The sequence below is a fragment of the Streptomyces sp. CB00316 genome, from assembly GCF_001905595.1.
GTDB lineage: Bacteria > Actinomycetota > Actinomycetes > Streptomycetales > Streptomycetaceae > Streptomyces.
The window spans coordinates 295,901-311,898 of the sequence record NZ_LIXI01000005.1 but is presented as its reverse complement, the minus strand read 5'-3'; the positions used below and the strand labels follow the sequence as shown (position 1 = coordinate 311,898).

At 72.9% G+C, this 15,998-nt stretch carries 13 protein-coding genes and 2 pseudogenes; 3 read left to right on the top strand and 12 right to left on the bottom strand.

Going from position 1 to position 15,998, the window contains the following annotated elements:
- Positions 1 to 27 precede the first annotated feature (27 nt).
- Complete coding sequence (locus AMK21_RS15945; RefSeq protein ID WP_073878397.1) at positions 28 to 1,263, top strand: styrene monooxygenase/indole monooxygenase family protein; 1,236 nt, start codon at positions 28 to 30, stop codon at positions 1,261 to 1,263.
- A gap of 54 nt (positions 1,264 to 1,317) precedes the next feature.
- Here AMK21_RS15945 and AMK21_RS15940 read toward each other — a convergent pair whose 3' ends face one another.
- The 5 genes from AMK21_RS15940 to AMK21_RS15920 form a co-directional block, all read right to left on the bottom strand.
- Positions 1,318 to 2,577, bottom strand: a complete 1,260-nt coding sequence (locus AMK21_RS15940; protein ID WP_073878395.1) for a C40 family peptidase — start codon at positions 2,575 to 2,577, stop codon at positions 1,318 to 1,320.
- Between the two features lie 174 nt (positions 2,578 to 2,751).
- Complete coding sequence (locus AMK21_RS15935) at positions 2,752 to 5,523, bottom strand: PQQ-binding-like beta-propeller repeat protein (RefSeq protein WP_073878394.1); 2,772 nt, start codon at positions 5,521 to 5,523, stop codon at positions 2,752 to 2,754.
- 93 nt (positions 5,524 to 5,616) lie between these two features.
- Positions 5,617 to 5,892, bottom strand: coding sequence for a hypothetical protein (locus AMK21_RS15930; protein WP_073878392.1), 276 nt, complete (start codon positions 5,890 to 5,892; stop codon positions 5,617 to 5,619).
- A gap of 4 nt (positions 5,893 to 5,896) precedes the next feature.
- Complete coding sequence (locus AMK21_RS15925; RefSeq protein WP_073878391.1) at positions 5,897 to 6,688, bottom strand: TetR/AcrR family transcriptional regulator; 792 nt, start codon at positions 6,686 to 6,688, stop codon at positions 5,897 to 5,899.
- Between the two features lie 34 nt (positions 6,689 to 6,722).
- Positions 6,723 to 7,724 (bottom strand): AurF N-oxygenase family protein, encoded by a 1,002-nt coding sequence (locus tag AMK21_RS15920; RefSeq protein WP_251052063.1) that lies wholly within the window; start codon positions 7,722 to 7,724, stop codon positions 6,723 to 6,725.
- 241 nt (positions 7,725 to 7,965) lie between these two features.
- Here AMK21_RS15920 and AMK21_RS15915 point away from each other — a divergent pair, with 241 nt between their 5' ends.
- Positions 7,966 to 9,075, top strand: a complete 1,110-nt coding sequence (locus AMK21_RS15915) for a ferritin-like domain-containing protein (protein ID WP_073879159.1) — start codon at positions 7,966 to 7,968, stop codon at positions 9,073 to 9,075.
- Positions 9,076 to 9,123: 48 nt separating this feature from the next.
- Here AMK21_RS15915 and AMK21_RS15910 read toward each other — a convergent pair whose 3' ends face one another.
- From AMK21_RS15910 to AMK21_RS15900, 3 genes are read right to left on the bottom strand one after another with little or no spacing between them, the layout of a single operon-like run.
- On the bottom strand, positions 9,124 to 10,020 hold the full coding sequence (locus tag AMK21_RS15910; protein ID WP_073878388.1) for a sucrase ferredoxin: 897 nt from the start codon (positions 10,018 to 10,020) through the stop codon (positions 9,124 to 9,126).
- Between the two features lie 10 nt (positions 10,021 to 10,030).
- Positions 10,031 to 11,236 carry a cupin domain-containing protein gene (locus tag AMK21_RS15905; protein ID WP_073878387.1) on the bottom strand — a complete coding sequence of 402 codons (1,206 nt, stop codon included), beginning with the start codon at positions 11,234 to 11,236 and terminating at the stop codon, positions 10,031 to 10,033.
- The gene (locus AMK21_RS15900; RefSeq protein WP_234421952.1) at positions 11,233 to 11,514 is read right to left on the bottom strand and encodes a hypothetical protein; all 282 of its coding nucleotides are present in this window, start codon (positions 11,512 to 11,514) and stop codon (positions 11,233 to 11,235) included. Before AMK21_RS15900 ends, AMK21_RS15905 begins: the two co-directional genes overlap by 4 nt.
- A 287-nt stretch (positions 11,515 to 11,801) precedes the next feature.
- Between AMK21_RS15900 and AMK21_RS15895 the strand changes: the two genes are divergently transcribed.
- Positions 11,802 to 12,674, top strand: a complete 873-nt coding sequence (locus AMK21_RS15895) for a hypothetical protein (RefSeq protein ID WP_073878385.1) — start codon at positions 11,802 to 11,804, stop codon at positions 12,672 to 12,674.
- A gap of 38 nt (positions 12,675 to 12,712) precedes the next feature.
- Here the strand turns inward: AMK21_RS15895 and AMK21_RS34335 are convergent.
- The 4 genes and pseudogenes from AMK21_RS34335 to AMK21_RS15880 form a co-directional block, all read right to left on the bottom strand.
- Positions 12,713 to 12,802, bottom strand: a pseudogene (locus tag AMK21_RS34335) (DUF3291 domain-containing protein); the annotation flags it as partial.
- Positions 12,796 to 12,976: pseudogene (locus AMK21_RS36075) on the bottom strand (amidase family protein); the annotation flags it as partial. The pseudogenes AMK21_RS34335 and AMK21_RS36075, both read right to left, overlap by 7 nt.
- A gap of 52 nt (positions 12,977 to 13,028) precedes the next feature.
- Positions 13,029 to 14,486: a penicillin-binding transpeptidase domain-containing protein gene (locus AMK21_RS15885; RefSeq protein WP_073878383.1), complete on the bottom strand. Its 1,458-nt coding sequence runs from the start codon at positions 14,484 to 14,486 to the stop codon at positions 13,029 to 13,031.
- Entirely contained in the window at positions 14,483 to 15,952 is a 1,470-nt protein-coding gene (locus tag AMK21_RS15880; RefSeq protein ID WP_079181172.1) for an FtsW/RodA/SpoVE family cell cycle protein, read from the bottom strand. Before AMK21_RS15880 ends, AMK21_RS15885 begins: the two co-directional genes overlap by 4 nt.
- Positions 15,953 to 15,998 lie beyond the last annotated feature (46 nt).

Here is a 15,998-nt window from a genome sequence, read left to right as displayed (position 1 = left end):
CGAATCAGAGACAAACGGAGAGCCGCGATGCGGAAGATACTCATAGTCGGAGCCGGCCAGTCCGGACTCCAGCTGGCCCTGGGGCTCCAGTCCCGAGGCTATGAAGTCACCCTGATGTCCAACCGCACCGCCGACGAGATCCGCACCGGCCGGGTCATGTCGACGCAGTGCATGTTCCACACCGCGCTCCAGCACGAGCGGGACTACCAGCTGAACTTCTGGGAGTCCCAGGCCCCGAAGATCGAGGGCCTCGGCGTCTCCGTCGCCGCCCCCGACTCCTCCCGCGCCATCGACTGGGTCGGCAGGCTCGACGGGTACGCCCAGTCCGTCGACCAGCGGGTGAAGATGGCCGGCTGGATGGAGACCTTCGCCCAGCGCGGCGGGCAGCTCGTCATCCACGGGGCGGCCGTCTCCGACCTGGACTACTTCTCCCGCACCTACGACCTGGTGATGGTCTCGGCCGGCAAGGGCGAGCTGGTCTCCATGTTCGGCCGGGACGCGGCCCGCTCGCCGTTCGACGCCCCGCAGCGCGCACTCGCCGTCGCCTACGTCCACGGCATGGGCCCGCGCCCCGAGCACCCGGAGTTCGACGCGGTCCGCTGCAACCTGGTGCCAGGCGTCGGCGAGCTGTTCGTGATGCCGACCCTGACCACCTCCGGCCGCGCCGACATCCTCTTCTGGGAAGGCATCCCGGGCGGCCCGCTCGACGCCTTCCAGGGCGTCAAGGACCCCGCCGAGCACCTGGCGAAGACGCTGGAGCTCATGGAGAAGTTCACGCCCTGGGAGTACGCCCGCGCCACCAAGGTCGAACTGACCGACGCCAACGGCACCCTCGCCGGCCGGTACGCCCCCACGGTCCGCAAGCCGATCGGCCGGCTTCCCGGCGGCGGCCTGGTCCTCGGCGTCGCGGACGTCGTCGTCGCCAACGACCCGATCACCGGCCAGGGCTCCAACTCGGCGTCCAAGTGCGCCGACTCCTACCTGGACTCGATCCTGGAGCACGGCGACAAGGAGTTCGACGCGGCGTGGATGCAGTCCACCTTCGACCGCTACTGGGACACCGCCCAGCACGTCGTGAAGTGGACCAACGCGATGCTCGGCGTCCCCCCGGAGCACGTACTGAACCTGATCGGCGCCGCCGGCCGACTCCAGCCCGTCGCGGACCGCTTCGCCAACGGGTTCAACGACCCGGCGGACTTCGACAACTTCTTCTTCGAGCCGGAGAAGACGAACGCGTACCTGGCCTCGGTCTCCGGAGCCTGATCCGCGTAAGCGCCTCGGCGGCCGGACCCGCACCGCCGGTCCGGCCGCCGGAACCTATTCGGGTGCCCCGTCCGGTGCCGCGTCCGTGCTGTAGCCGTTGTCCGAGCCGTCGCGGGCGCCCCCGGGCAGCTCCGGGCGGGTGTACGAGGACAGCGGTACGCCGCCGGGGTCGGGCCGGACGGCGCCCAGCAGCGGGTTGGACGCCACCGGGGAGACCTTGACCTTCGTCCCGGGGCGGGGCGCCTGCACCACCAGGCCGTCGCCGATGTACAGCGCCACGTGCGTCGCCTCGGGGAAGTAGACCACCAGGTCGCCGGGGCGCAGCGAGGAGACGGGCACCTTAGGGAGCTGCTTCCACTGCTCCTGCGAGGTGCGGGGGATCGGCCGGCCCGCCGCCGCCCAGGCCCGGGAGGTCAGGCCGGAGCAGTCGAAGGAGCCGGGGCCCTCGGCGCCCCATACGTACGGCTTGCCGATCTGGCCGATCGCGTACGTGATGGCGTCACCGCCCTGCCGGGTGGGCGGCCGGGTCGAGCTGAGGGCGCCGGAGGCGACCAGTTCGCGCTGGGCCGCCTCCACGCCCCGCTGTTCGAGCCCGGCCAGCTGGGCCAGCTGCTCGGCGGAGAGCGTGGCCAGCAGCGTCTCCACCTCCTTCAGCTTGCCGCGCACGGTGTCGCGCTGCTTCTTCTGCCGCGCGGCCAGCTTCTTCTGCTGGTCGACCGCTTTGCGGGAGGCCGCCGCCAGGGCGTCGGCCCTGCGGGCGTCGGCGGTCAGCCGTTCCACCGTCGCCGCGCGGCCCGCCGCCACCCGCTCGACGACATGGCTCTGGTCCAGGGCGCGCAGCGGGTCCGGGGCCAGCAGCAGCTGGAGGTAGGCGGAGAACTCGGTGCGCCCCTGGTACTGCTCCCGGGCCAGCCGCCCGGCGTCCCCCCGGCTGAGCTCCAGCGCGGCCCGGGCCTTCGCCAGCTCGGCGTTCACCTTCTCCGCCTGCGCGGCCCGCTGCTTCAGCTTCTCGGCGGTGGCGTTGTAGGTCTCGCTCGCCTCCTCCGCCGCCTGGTAGCGCTTCTGCAGCTCGCGGAGGAGCGTCGCGACGCTCTTGGGGGCCCCGGCCTCGGGCGCGGCGAGCGCGGTCTCCGCGTCGACCTCTGCCGCGTCCTCCGGTGCCTCGTCCTCGTCGGCGGGTACGGGCTCCTCGGAGCGTACGGGCTCCTCGGACGGTACGGGGTCCGGCTCGGCCGGTGCGGCGGTGGCGGGGAAGACCGCGAGGGCCGTGGCGAGCGCGGTCGCGCAGACCGCGCGCAGGAGTCTGCCTGACACGACATCACCTCCGTGACGGAGGGACGGGACCCGGAAGATGCGGGCTCGTCCACAAGTGAGCGAGCTGATCCGATCAATCCGGTCATCCGGCGTCAGGTGATGCAAGCACCGCACGGCGTGCCGTCCGGGGGATGCCCCGGACGGCGGTACCGGTGGAGGTGGAGAGACCCCGGCTCAGGCCACCGGGAAGGCGTAGAAGGCCCTGTCCCGCTGGACGACGATGTGCGCGCCGACGGCGAGGGTCCGGTACGGGGCGCTCACCGTCGCCCCCTTCGGGTCGGCCGCCCCGATGTCCTGGAACTTCCACAGCCGCTCCCCGTCCGCTGCGGAGAACGCGGTGACCTGGGTGGCGTCGGAGGCGAGCAGGGTCTTTCCGCTGCTGCTCAGGGTGAGGACGGGGGCGCTTCCGATGCCCGGCACCTCCGTCGAGCGCCGCCAGACCACGCGCCCGCTCTCCCGTTCGACCGCGCCGACCTGCCGGCTGCGCTCGGTGGTGTGGAGGACGGGGCCGGCCGCGAGCGGGGTGCCGAAGGCCGAGCCCTCCGTGCCCTCGACCCGCCACAGCGGCTTGCCGGTGTCCGCCTCGAACGACTGGAGATGGGCGCCGGCCCCCGCGTACAGGATCCCGTCCTCGTCACCCGTGACGGCCGCCTCGGGGCCGGCCGTACCGTACTGCTTGGTCCATCGCAGCTTGCCGGTCTGCTGGTCGAAGGAGCGGATGGAGCCCTTCCCCTTGGCCGCCTTGACGTCGGCCGCCGTCAGGGTGACCGCGTCCTGCCGGACGAGGAGATCGGCCGAGCGTTCCGCGACCACCCGGTAGAGGGGCGTGCCGGGGGCGCGGCCCGCCGGTACCGGCGTACGCCAGACCTCGGTGCGCCGGACGATGTCGTACGCGAAGAGGTACGCCTGGACGACCCGCTTGTCCGCCGCCTTCTTCTTGCCCTTCTTCGGCTTGGGGGCCTTCACGGTGACCGTGCGCGAGCCGGTGAACCAGATCACCGCCCCGGAGTGGCCCGCCAGCCGTCCCACCTGGAGGTCCGGCAGGTCGGTGAAGCCGTCCGCGTACCTCACGCGGTGCACGACCGTGCCGTCCTTCGGCGCGAGCCAGAGGAACTCCGTCGGGCTCGCCACGAAGCACAGGTCACCGGCGACCACCGCCGCCTGGCCCTTGGCGGCGTCCGCGCGCTGCCAGACCCGCTTGCCGGTCCTGACGTCGACGGCGCTCGCCTGGCTCTCGCTGGTCACCACCAGCAGCCGGTCCCGCCAGAGCGCGGTGGTCAGCGGGGCGGACTCGGAGGCCGGGTGGGAGTAGCTCCAGCGCGGCTCGGGGGGCTGGCCGGGAAGCGTGCGGCGCGGCTTCGGGGTCGCGGGCTTGTCGTCCGTGGCGGCCGCGGTCTCCCCGCCGCCGATCGCGGCGACCGAGCCGCCGCCCACGACGAGCCCGCCGACCGCCGCCGCCGCGATGGCGATCAGGGTCCGGCGGCTGGTGGCGGAGCCTTCCGGAGGGGTCGGCGAGGGCGGGAGGGGCAGCGTCACCATGGGCCCGCCGCCCTGGCCGCCGCCGTTGCCCTGGCCGGTGGAGCCCGGGAGCGCCGCTGCCGGGTAGGGGGCCGGGCTGCCGTGGGTGTGGTGGTGGGCCGGTGACGGGAGCCCGGGGGTGGCGGGGGTGGAGCCTGTCGGCAGGGCCGGGGCCGGGGAACGGCCCGGGGGCAGCTCGTGGGGGAGGGCGAGGTGGGTGGTCGCGCGGTCCGACCGGGGCGGCTTGGGGCCGGTGTTGAGGAAGCGGGTGGTGCCCCGGTCCTCGCCGATGTTCCCGGTGCCGGTGCTGGTGCTGGTGCTGGTGTCGGGGGTCTCGCTCGTGGTGGCCGCGGTGTCCCTCGGGTCGCTCGGGGCTTGGGTGACGGGCAGCCCTGACGGTGCCTCGGCGGGTGCGTCCTCCGCCGCTTCGGCCGCCGCGCCGGGCACCACGTCCGTGGGCACCGCGTCCTCCGGCTCCCCGGTGGGCCGTGCGTCCTCCCGCTTCCCGGCGGGGCCGGCGGCCTCGGCCTCCTCCGGCACCTCCAGCGCGCGCACCCGCGCCTCCTGGTCCGCGACCGCCGCCGCGAGCCGCTCGGGGAGCCAGCCGCCCCGGGCCAGGCCCGCCGCGCCCTCCAGGGCCAGTTCGGCGGCGACCGTACCGGCGGTGGGACGCTCGGCCGGGTCCTTCGCCAGGCAGTCCGCGATCAGGTCGCGCAACTCCTCCGGCACGGCGTCCAGTTCGGGGTCGGCCTCGGCGATCCGGCGGGCGGCCTCATCGGGCGGGCCCTCCGTGAACGGGGTCGTCCCCGTGGCCGCGTACGCCAGCAGGAGCCCCAGCACGAACAGGTCGGACGCCGTACCGACCTCCTTGCCCTCCACCTGCTCCGGCGTCAGGTAGCCCAGCCGGACCGAGAGCTGCCCGCCCGGCCTCGCCTCGGCCGCCGCTGCCGCGCCCAGCGGGCCGAACGCGGTGAGCCGGGGCCCGTCCTCGGCCAGCAGCACCGTGCCCGGGGCGAGCCCCTGGAGCACCGGGCCGCCCGCGTGGACCCGGGAGAGGATCTCGGCGATGCCCGCGCCCAGTATCCGCACGGAGCGCTCCGGCAGCGGACCGGCGATGCCGATCGCCTCGGCCAGCGGCAGGGCGGGGACGTACTCCGTCGCGGTGTGGAGAAGCGCGTCCTCGCCGGTCTCCAGGGGCGGGGTCACCCAGCCGCCCGCGAGGCGTTCGGCGGTGCGGGCCTCGGCCTGGAAACGGCGCCGGAACGCGGGTACGGCGGCGAGCGCGGGGCGGGCGACGGTGATCACGGCGAGCTCGCCGGTGCCGGTGTCCCGCGCCACGTACTGCACGGCGCTCGCGGCTTCCTGGAAGCGGGCCAGCACGGCGAAGCGGCCGAAACGGCGTGGATCTTCCCTACGCAGCGCCTCCATGGCGCACCCCCTTGTGACCGTCCGTCGGCACCCGAGTGACCCGTCCCTCGGCACCTGACCGTCGATCTTAGGGCCTGCGCCCCCGCACGGGTCTCAGGCACCGCTCGCGGGCTTGGACCAGGGCCACTTGAGGGTGGGGCGCCTGCGGCCGCCGGGGGCGTACTCGTACACCCAGCCGCGCTGCAGGCCGAGCCGCTCGGTGTAGCCGGCCGGGACGCGTTCGTACGCGTACACGGTGGGCGGGGAGCCGTCGGGGGAGGGCACGGGGACCTCGTACCACTTCGGCGGGTGGCCGGTCGGGCCGACCAGGACCGGCAGCACCCGGCCGTCCAGGGGGCCGCCTCGGAAAGGGGTGTTCTCGCTCTTCACCTGGTCAGTCTGCCGCAGTGGCGTGCGACAGCAGGTGCGCCGCGTCGGCGACGACCGGGATGACCAGCTCCGCCAGCCGTCCGGCCGGGCCGCCGGGGGTCTCCAGGACGAGCAGGTCGGTCACCACCGACGCGGTCTCCTCGTCGGTGGCGGCGGTGGCCGCGAGGAGGGCGATGAGATGGTCGACCAGCCAGCCGCGCAGCTCGGCCGCCGAAGGCTGCTTGCCCTCGTCCAGCCAGATCAGGGACGCGGCTTCCACGGCCGCGATCCAGCTGCGGACCATCATCCGCAGCCTCGGCCCGGCGCTCCGCGGTCCCGCGCTCTGCGGGCCGCTGCCGCCGATCCGGCCGAGGTGGCTGAGAATCTCCTCGGCCGCCGCCCGCCGGACGCCGTCCACGATGGTCGTCGTACGGGAGGTCTCCACGACACTGCCGCCGCGCAGCAGGGCGCTGAAGCCGGTGTCGTGCTCGTCGACGAAGCGGAGGTAGCGGTCCAGGACGCGGGCGACCCGCTCGGTGGGCGGGCCGGCCGGCGGCTCGGTGAAGCAGAGCTTCAGCTCGTCGGCGGCCGAGCCGAGCGCGGCCTCGTACAACTGCTGACGGCCGCCCGGGAAGTAGCGGTAGACCAGCGGCCGGGAGACCCCGGCCGCCACCGCCACCTCGTCCAGCGAGACCTCGTCGGGGGCCCGGTGGGCGAAGAGGCCGAGCGCCGCGACCAGGAGCTGGGCGCGGCGCTCCTCGACACTGAGCCTGCGGTACGCGCGGGGCGGCGGCGGGGCTGCGGCGGTGGACGTCATGCCCCCGAGCCTAAAGCCTCCGGTCCGCACGGGCTCAGGCCAGCAGGCCCGAGCTGCGCCACAGCCTGCGGCTGACGCCGTTCAGCAGCCCGATGTCGTCGAAGAAGTCCGTGAGCCGCCTGGACCCGGTCTGCATCACCTCGGTGCGGTGGCCGCTCGCCCTGACCTGGGCGACGGCCTCCCGGCGGTCCAGGCCGACGTTCTCGTACACCCGCGGGTTGACGAAGCAGACGGAGAAGACCCGGGCCGCCTCGCCGCAGCTGACCTTGGTGAGTTCGCGCTCCCAGCGCGGAGCGGTCACCATCTGGCGGCGCAGCTCCTCCCGGGCGTACCGGACGTGCCGGGCCTCCTCGACGACATGGATCCGGGTCACACCGCGCACCAGGGTCTGCACCCGGTCGTCCGGGAAGGTCAGCCGCTGCATCCAGTCGAGGATCTCCTCGCCGAGCAGGGTCGCGGCGAACGAACCGGGCGTGGTGGAGACGGTCTTCAGGACCCGGGCCAGGTTGTGGTAGACGCGCGGCACCTCGTACGTCGGGGCGCCGCCCCAGTCGATCATGCGGCCGAACATCATCGAGTGCCGGCACTCGTCGGCTATCTCCGTGAGGGCGTAGCGGACGTGGTTGCTGGTGACGGGCTTGTCGTAGACGTGCCGGACCAGCAGCTGCATCAGGATGATCTCGAACCAGATGCCGAGCGAGGCGAGGGCCGCTCCCTCGTGCCGGGAGAGGTCCAGGCGCTGCTCCTCGGACATGCGGTGCCACATCGGGGTGTCGTAGAGCGAGACCAGCTCCGGCGGCCAGAACCACTTGCCCTCCTCGACGGCCGTGTCCCAGTCGAGTTCGGTGTCCGGGTCGAAGGAGTGCTTGGCCGAGGATTCGAGCAGGCGCGCGGCGATCTGCTCACGGTCGCGGAGCGGCCCGAGGGCGTCGCGCAGCACAGTCACGTCGCGGTCGGTCACAACGCGGTCGGTCACAAGGCGATCGTTCGCGTCGTGGTCGGTCACGTCGCGGTCGGCGATCGGCACGGTCGTCATGGCGGGAGCACCTCACAGGCACATGGATGGCCGGGCACAGGAGTTACCGGCGGTCACCTCTTATGAGACTGCTCGTCAGCAAGCCCGTCAATCCCTTGCGCGCGACTCCGTGCGACTTGTTGACTCGCCGTCTACCAACGTGTGAACCTGCGAGGGGAGGTGGCTGGCGTAGCGTCCAACTGCTCCCGCTGTCACGGAACTTGTGAAGCCGTTCGAGTCAGTCGAGGCGAAGGAGCCGTCCGTGTCCACTCATGACCTCTACACCACCCCGCCGCCCGAACCGCTCTGGCAGGTCCCCGCCACCGGAGCGGCCCGGTTCAGCTGGGACTACGACGACGGCCGCGAACGCCTCCTCGCCCTCTACCAGAAGGGCAAGGACAAGCAGTGGGACGGCGACAAGCGCATCGACTGGTCGCTGGAGGTCGACCCCACCGACCCGCTCGGCACCCCCGACGAGGCGCTCACGCTGTACGGCACCCCGCACTGGGCGAAGATGACGGAGAAGGACCGGGGTGAGCTGCGCAAGCACTACACCTCCTGGCAGTTCAGCCAGTTCCTCCACGGGGAGCAGGGCGCGATGGTCTGCGCGGCCAGGATCGTGGAGTCCGTCCCCGACCTGGACGCCAAGTTCTACTCCGCCACCCAGACCATGGACGAGGCCCGGCACGCGGAGATCTACGGCCGCTTCCTCCACGAGAAGATCGGCATGCTCTACCCGGTCAACGACAACCTCCAGGGTCTGCTCGGTGACACCCTGCGCGACTCCCGCTGGGACATGCCGTACCTCGGGATGCAGGTCCTCATAGAGGGCCTGGCGCTCGCTGCCTTCGGGATGATCCGCGACACCACCACCAAGCCGCTGCCCAAGCAGATCCTCGCGTACGTCATGCAGGACGAGGCCCGGCACGTCGCCTTCGGGCGGATGGCGCTGCGCGACTACTACAAGCAGCTGAGCGACGCCGAACTGCGTGAGCGCGAGGAGTTCGTCATCGAGGGCTGCCACCTGATGCGCGACCGGCTCAGCGGGGTCGAGGTCCTGGAGAACTTCGGCATCGGCAAGCAGGAGGCGCAGGACCTCTCGGAGCACTCCGAGTTCCTCCAGCTCTTCCGCAAGCTGCTGTTCAGCCGGATCGTGCCGTGCGTCAAGGACATCGGCCTATGGGGCCCCCGGCTCCAGCAGGCGTACGTCGACATGGGCGTCCTCGAACTCGGTGACTCCAACCTGGACCTGCTGATGTCCCAGGACGAGGAGATAGCCGAGGAGCTGGACCGAGAACGCTTCGCCGCCGAGGAGGAGGCCCGGGTGGCGGAGGTCGCGGAGGCGATCGGGGAGGGGAGGGAGGCTGCCTGAGGGCCTTGTCCACGAGGCACTCCGTCAGCCCTGGTCCACAAGGCTCCTTCAGCCCTGCTGGACCGAGACGGCGTCGTAGACCACAGCCGAACCCGTCGCCGGGCCCCGGCAGGTCAGCCGGTTCCGCGGTGTGCGCCGGGCCCGTACCTCGACGTCGACGGCGGCCGTACCGGGCGGGCGGCCGGTGACACGGATCAGCCAGCCGTCGTCGTCGCGGAACGTCCGGGCGACCGCGTAGTCGTGCCGGCCTGCCGGGCCGAAGCGGTCGAGTACGGCCGCGACGGCGGCCTGCTGCGGCGGAAACAGATCGGTGTACCCCCGCAGATGCTCGGCGTGGACACGGCCGGCCAGGTGCTCCTCGACCACCGTCACGGCCGATCCGGCATCGAGATTCCCGTAGTAGACGCCGTCGGGTACGACGACGACGTTGGCGGCGAACCGGTCACCGCCCACATGCGTGCACTCCCACACCAGGTCCGGCCGGTGCTCGCTCAGGGCGCGGGCCACGGGCCGCCCGCGCACGGCACAGCAGGTGTCGTGGAGACCGTGGGCGCAGACGAGGACGACGGGTCGGCCGCCGGGCTCCCCGGGGGTGCCCAGGGCCTGGACGATCTGCGCCAGGTCCTCGTCACGCCCCCAGGTGCCCCAGTGCTGGCGGTGGGCGCCGGTGCCGTCGTAGCGCAGCACGGCCCAGCGCGGAGGGCGCTGGAGACCCTGGCGTCCATGGCGCCGTACGAGCAGTACGCGGGCCCGCGCCGCCTGGGCGGCGGCGAACACCAGCGCCTTGGTGCCGGGCTCCAGGTCGAGGCCGTCGAACCCGTCGGCCGGCCAGCCGCCCCGGTACTCGATCAGGACCCAGGCGGTGCCGTGCGGCGCCGTGCCCACGATCGAGTCGCCGCGCGTCCGGGCGGCGTCCGCGCAGAAGAACCGTCCTGTCGTGGTCACCGCGGTGTGGTCACTCTCCGGCGGGCACGAGCACGCCCGCGCGCAGCAGTCGTCCGACGAGCGCGACGCCGAGCTCACCGGCGACGCGGGCCTCGCCGTCGAGCAGGCGGGACACGGACGGCAGGTCGGCCTCGGAGAAGTCGAGCCACCCGACACGCGTGATCAGACGCGAGCCCTCCAGGCGCGCCTCCAGCGCCGCACGGAGCCGCACGGGTGTGTCCGGACCGAGGCCGTCGACGGCGGCGAGCTGGGCCAGCGGCCCCAGCGGTGCGGGGCGTCCCTGCCCTCGGCGGGCCCGGTGGAAGCGCGGGGCGGAGTCCGCCTTCGTGACGGCGGCGATGAGGTGTTCGCGGACCCTGTCGATCTCGCCGTCCGGTCCGTCCACGCCCAGGGGCAGGGTGCCGCGCATCCGGGGGTCCTCGCGCAGTGCGGCGAGGGCCGCCTGCGCGAGCTGTTCGGCCAGCGCGTACCGCGTCCAGGTGTGGATTCCGAGCGTCAGATGGACGGAGACCCCGCCCTGCGCCTCGGCGGCGTGCAGCCAGCCCCGGGGCAGATAGAGGACGTCGCCGGGCTCCAGCACGGTATCGAGGTGGGCCGCGCCCCGCGCGGCCTCGGCGACGGAGGAGCGGTGATCGGTCCAGGGCTGGTCGCGCAGCGGATCGGGGTGTACGGGCTCGTGGACGAGCCAGCGCTTCGTTCCCCCGATCTGGAGGACGAACACGTCGTGCACGTCGTAGTGGGCGTCGAACCCCCGGCTCTGCGGCGGGCTGACATAGGCGTTGGCCTGCACCGGATGCCCCAGCTGCGCGCTCAGCCGGGCACCGAACTCACCCACCGGCCCCCAGGTGCGCTGGAGCGCCTGGAGCACGAGCGTGGCCCCGTCGGCGAACGCCCGCCACAGCGCCGTGTCGTCCAGTTGGTCGGCGATGGTGGCGCCGACGCCGGCCGACGAGGTGAACGCCGACTCGGGAAGGGTGGAACCGTCCTTGGCGACGCGGAGGAAGGGCGTACGCAGGCCGCGACGCGAGATCAGCTCATCCACCGCGTCCGAGGAGAACAGGTCGGAGAAATCGCTCGCGCGACGGGTGAGCAGCGGCTTCCGGGCCCAGACGTCACGGGCGAACTCTTCCGTGCTCAGCCCGGTCAGACGTGTCTCCAGGACGTCGGCTCCCGGTGCGGCGCCGACGTCCTGGAGGCCGGTTCGGGACGTGCTCAAGAGCGACTGCCGGACTGGTCCGCGCCGCCGTCCGCTCCGCCGTCCGCTCCGCCGTCCGCGCCGCCGTCGGCTCCGCCGTCGTGTACGCCCGGGGTGCCGGCGGCTCCGCCGTCCGCGGGCCCTTCGGCTCCGCCGTCCGCGCCGCCGTCCGCGCCGCCGTCCGCGCCGCCGTCCGCGCCGCCGTCCGCGCCGCCGTCATGGACGCCGGGGGAACCGTCCGCTCCGCCGTCCGCGGGGCCCTCCTGCTGGTTCGGGTCCTGCTCGGGGTTGGCCATCATTCCTCCTCTGAGCAAATGACTGAGACCGGGCTCCGTGGGCCGAAACCCGTAATCACCGTATCGCCGCAGGGCGGAAGCAACGATTCGAGCGCCGGGAATGCGCGTGAACGGAGTGAAGGGACCGGCATTCACCGCCGACGAGGCACCGATCAGGCACCGACCAGGCACCGACCACCGGATAGGTTCCGTGGAAGGCATTCGCCGGATGGCGTAACCGGCGGCGGGAAGGAACTCCGCGACGTCTGCGGGTCGAAATCCCGTTCGCAAACGTGTCGTACCGTGAGCGCATGACCACCCCGCCTCAGCCGCCGCAGGGCCCGTACGGCCCGCCCCCGCACCCGCAGCAGAACCCCTACGCCCCGTCGGCCGCCGCCGCTCCCGGGGCGCCGCCACAGCCGCCCTACGGCTACCCGCAGCAGCCTCCGGCCCCACCCCGGCAGGGCGGCGGCTGGGGGCAGCCCGGCATACCCGGCGGGGGCGGTCCGGGCGTGGCCGGCTGGCCGCCGCAGGGGCCGGGGGCGCAGCCGCCGCGGAAGAGGCGGACCGGGCTGATCGCCGGCATCGTGGCCGGTGCGGTGGTGCTGGCGGGCGGGATCGCCTTCGGGGTCTCCCAGCTGGTCGGGAAGACCGCCGACGCGGCGTTCCCGGACGCCGAGTACAAGCTCGTCCTGGAACAGAAGCTGCTGGACGGCGAGTTCACCCTGGCCCAGGACCTGTCGTCGACCGAGGGCAAGAAGATCGAGAAGATGTACGACCCCACCGTCCGGGACGCGAGGGCCGTCGTCGGGCAGTACAGCTCGGCCGAGGGCGGCGCCCTGGTGATCTCCGGGATGTACGGGCGGTTCACCAGCCCGGAGGCGATGACCGGCAAGATGATGGACGGTGGGTCCGCCGGGGACGGCGCGACCGTCGTCGTCCCGCCGACGAAGTTCACCCCCGCCGGGTTCGACATCACGATGGAGTGCCAGGTGCTCCAGTCCGTCAAGGGCGGTGTCCAGGCCAACATTCCGATGTGCGCCTGGGGCGACGACAACACGGGGGTGTCCGTGGGGATCATCCGCGCCCGGACCGCCCTCCAGGACCCCTCGGCGATCGACCTGGAGGCGGCCGCCGTCGAGACCGCCAAGGTCCGCGAGGAGATCCGCCGGCCGATCGGCTGACCGGCCGGGGCGGCGACGGCCCGGACCGTCCGCTCGGGTCAGTGCACCCCGGCAGGGGCCGGGAAGCGGGCGCGCAGGGTGAACGCCTGCTCGGTCGGGCCGTGTTCGCGCAGGTGCAGCAGGCGCTCCAACCGCCGGGCGTCCGGTCCGCCCGCCACGGGTTGGCCGTACGGCCGTGGGCGCCTGCCCCCAGGTCTGCCAGGCCGTGCCGATCCCGGGCATGGAGGTCGCGCCGACCGGGACCCGCCCGCCGCGATCAGCCGGCGGGCGGCGTACGAACGGATGCCGGAGGGGCCCTTCACGGTGATTTCGTCATGGGCCCACTCTGCCTCCTACCACCACGCGCCTCGCCCCTCAGCCCTCCAACGCCGCCTCCATCACCGCCCGGGCGATCGGAGCCGCACTGCCGCCGCCGCTGATGTCGGCCCGGTCCGCCGCCGCGTCCTCCACCACCACGGCCACCGCGACGGCCGGGCGGCCGGAGTCCGGGGCCTGGGCCCAGGAGATGAACCAGGCGTACGGCAGGCCGGAGTTGTCCACGCCGTGCTGGGCGGTGCCGGTCTTGCCGCCGACCCTCACCCCGTCGATCGCCGCCTTCGACCCGGTGCCGTTCTCCACCACGTCGACCATCATCCGCTGGAGCTGCACCGCCGTGGACGGGCTCATCGCCCGGTCGAAGGAGCGCGGCCCCTGCTGCTGGACCGTGTCCCCGTCCGCGGCGGTCACCCGGTCCACCAGGTACGGGTACCGCAGGTCGCCGTGGTTCGCCACCGCCGCGGCCACCATCGCCATCTGGAGCGGGGTCGCCGTCGTGTTGAACTGCCCGATCGAGGAGAGCGCGAGCTGGTCCTCGCTCATGTCGGTGTCGAAGTTGCTCCGCGCCACCCCGGACGGAATCCGCAGCCCCTTCTCGTTGAAACCGAAGTGCCCCGCCGCCTCCGCCATCCCCTCCAGCCCGACCTCCACCCCCAGATGCGCCATCACCGTGTTGCAGGAGGCCCGGATCGCATCGGCCAGGGAGGCCTTCTCGCAGCCGGTGGCCTCGTCGGGCAGAACCGTCCTCGTGTTCGGCAGGACGTACGGCGACGGGGTGTCCGTGGACGCGTCCGCGTCCTGCACCACCCGGGCGTCCAGCGCCGCCGCCGCCGTCACGATCTTGAAGGCGGAGCCCGGTGGGTAGGTCTGCCGGATGGCCCGGTTGAGCATAGGCAGGCTCTTGGCCGCGTTCAGCCGGGTCCACGCCTCGGTGACCGCCGGGCCGGTGCCGGAGAGCCGCTCGGGGTCGTACGACGGGGTCGAGACCAGCGCCAGGATCTTGCCGGTCGACGGCTCCAGGGCGGCGACCGCGCCCCGCCGACCGCTCAGTCCGGCGTACGCGGCGCGCTGCATCGACTCCTTGATCGTCGTGACGACGTTGCCGCCCGGCTGCCGGCCCCGGGTGAACTCGTTCCAGAAGGGGAGAGGGGCCAGAGCTGAGTCCGTCCCCGACAGGACGCCGTCCTCGGCGTTCTCCAGAAGTGTCGTGCCGTACGTCTGCGAGGCGTACCCGGTCACCGGCGCGTACAGCGGTCCGTGCAGATAGGTGCGCTCGAAGCTGAGCTGCTCGCCGGTCTCCTTGCTGCCGGTCACGGCCCGGTCGCCGACCAGGATGTTGCCGCGTGGCTGGTCGTAACGGGCGATGGTGGTACGGCGGTTGGCCGGGTTGTCGTCCAGCTCCTCGGCCTCGAAGAGCTGTACGCGGGCCGCGTTGACCAGCAGTGCCACGAGCAGCAGCAGACAGAGGGCGGCGGCCCGCCGGATGTAGCGGATCACCGGTCCTCCTCCGACGGGTCCGCGGAGCCCATCGGGTCCGCGGAGCCCCGGGGGTCCGCGGAGCCCCGGGGGTCCACGGAGCCCGCGGAGCCCACCGGACCCACGGCACTCGCGATGACCCCTGTCTCCACATGCTCGGGCTCCGGTCTGCGCGAGACGTCGCTGAGCCGGATCAGCAGCGCCACGATGACCCAGTTGGTGACGACGGACGAGCCGCCCTGCGCCAGGAACGGCATCGCCATCCCGGTCAGCGGGATCAGCCCCATCACCCCGCCCGCGATCACGAACACCTGGAGCGCCAGGATCGAGGCGAGACCGATGGCCAGCAGCCGCCCGAACGGGTCGCGCAGCGCCAGCCCGGCCCGGTAGCCGCGCGCCACGAGGAGCGCGTACAGCAGGAAGATGGCGGTCAGGCCGCTCAGGCCCAGCTCCTCGCCCGCCGTCGCCAGGATGAAGTCGGACTTGGCGGCGAAGCCGATGAGGATGGAGTGGCCCGCCCCGAGCCCGGTCCCGAGCATGCCGCCCGCCGCGAACGCGAACAGCGACTGGGCGAGCTGGCCGGGTCCCCGGCCGGCGTCGATCGAGGCGAACGGATCCAGCCAGTCCTGCACCCGGCTGTGCACATGCGGCTCGAACGAGCCGACGACGAACGCGCCGACGGCGGCGAGCAGCAGCCCGACCGCGATCCAGCCGGTCCGGCCGGTCGCCACGTACAGCATGATGACGAAGAGTCCGAAGAAGAGCAGCGAGGTGCCGAGGTCCCGCTCCAGGACCAGCACGCCGACGCTGAGCAGCCAGATCGCCACGATGGGGCCGAGCACCCGGCCGGTGGGCAGTTGCAGCTTCCAGAACGTGCGGCCGGTGTAGGCGAGCGCGTTGCGGTTGGCGGCCAGGTAGGCGCCGAAGAAGACCGCGAGCAGGATCTTGGCGAACTCGCCCGGCTGGAACGAGAGTCCGCCGATCCGGATCCAGATCTTCGCCCCGTTCACGGCCGGGAAGAAGATCGGCACGATCATCAGGACGAGCGCGGTGGCGACCGAGAGGTACGCGTAGCGCTGGAGCACCCGGTGGTCGCGGAGCAGCACCACGACGGCGGCGAAGAGCGCGACCCCGAGCGTGGACCAGATCAGCTGGGTGGGCGCGGCCTGGTCGCGCGGGGTCTCCAGGTCGAGCCGGTAGATCAGCACCAGGCCGAGCCCGTTGAGCAGGACGGCGATCGGCAGCAGCAGCGGATCGGCGTACGGGGCCCGGAAGCGGACGGCCACATGGGCCAGCAGGGCGAGCATGCCGAGCCCGGCGCCGTAACCGGCGACGTCGGGGGGCACGGCTCCGTCATGGGCGAGGCCGACGGCCGCGTAACCGTAGACGGAGATGAGGACGGCCCCGATGAGGAGCGAGAGCTCGACCCCGCGCCGTCTGGGCAGGCGGAGCTCGGGCGGGGGAGCGTCCGCCGTCGTTGCGGTCATGGAGCGCAACGTAGCAAGAGGTGTGCCGTATTTCCCTTATGTCGCA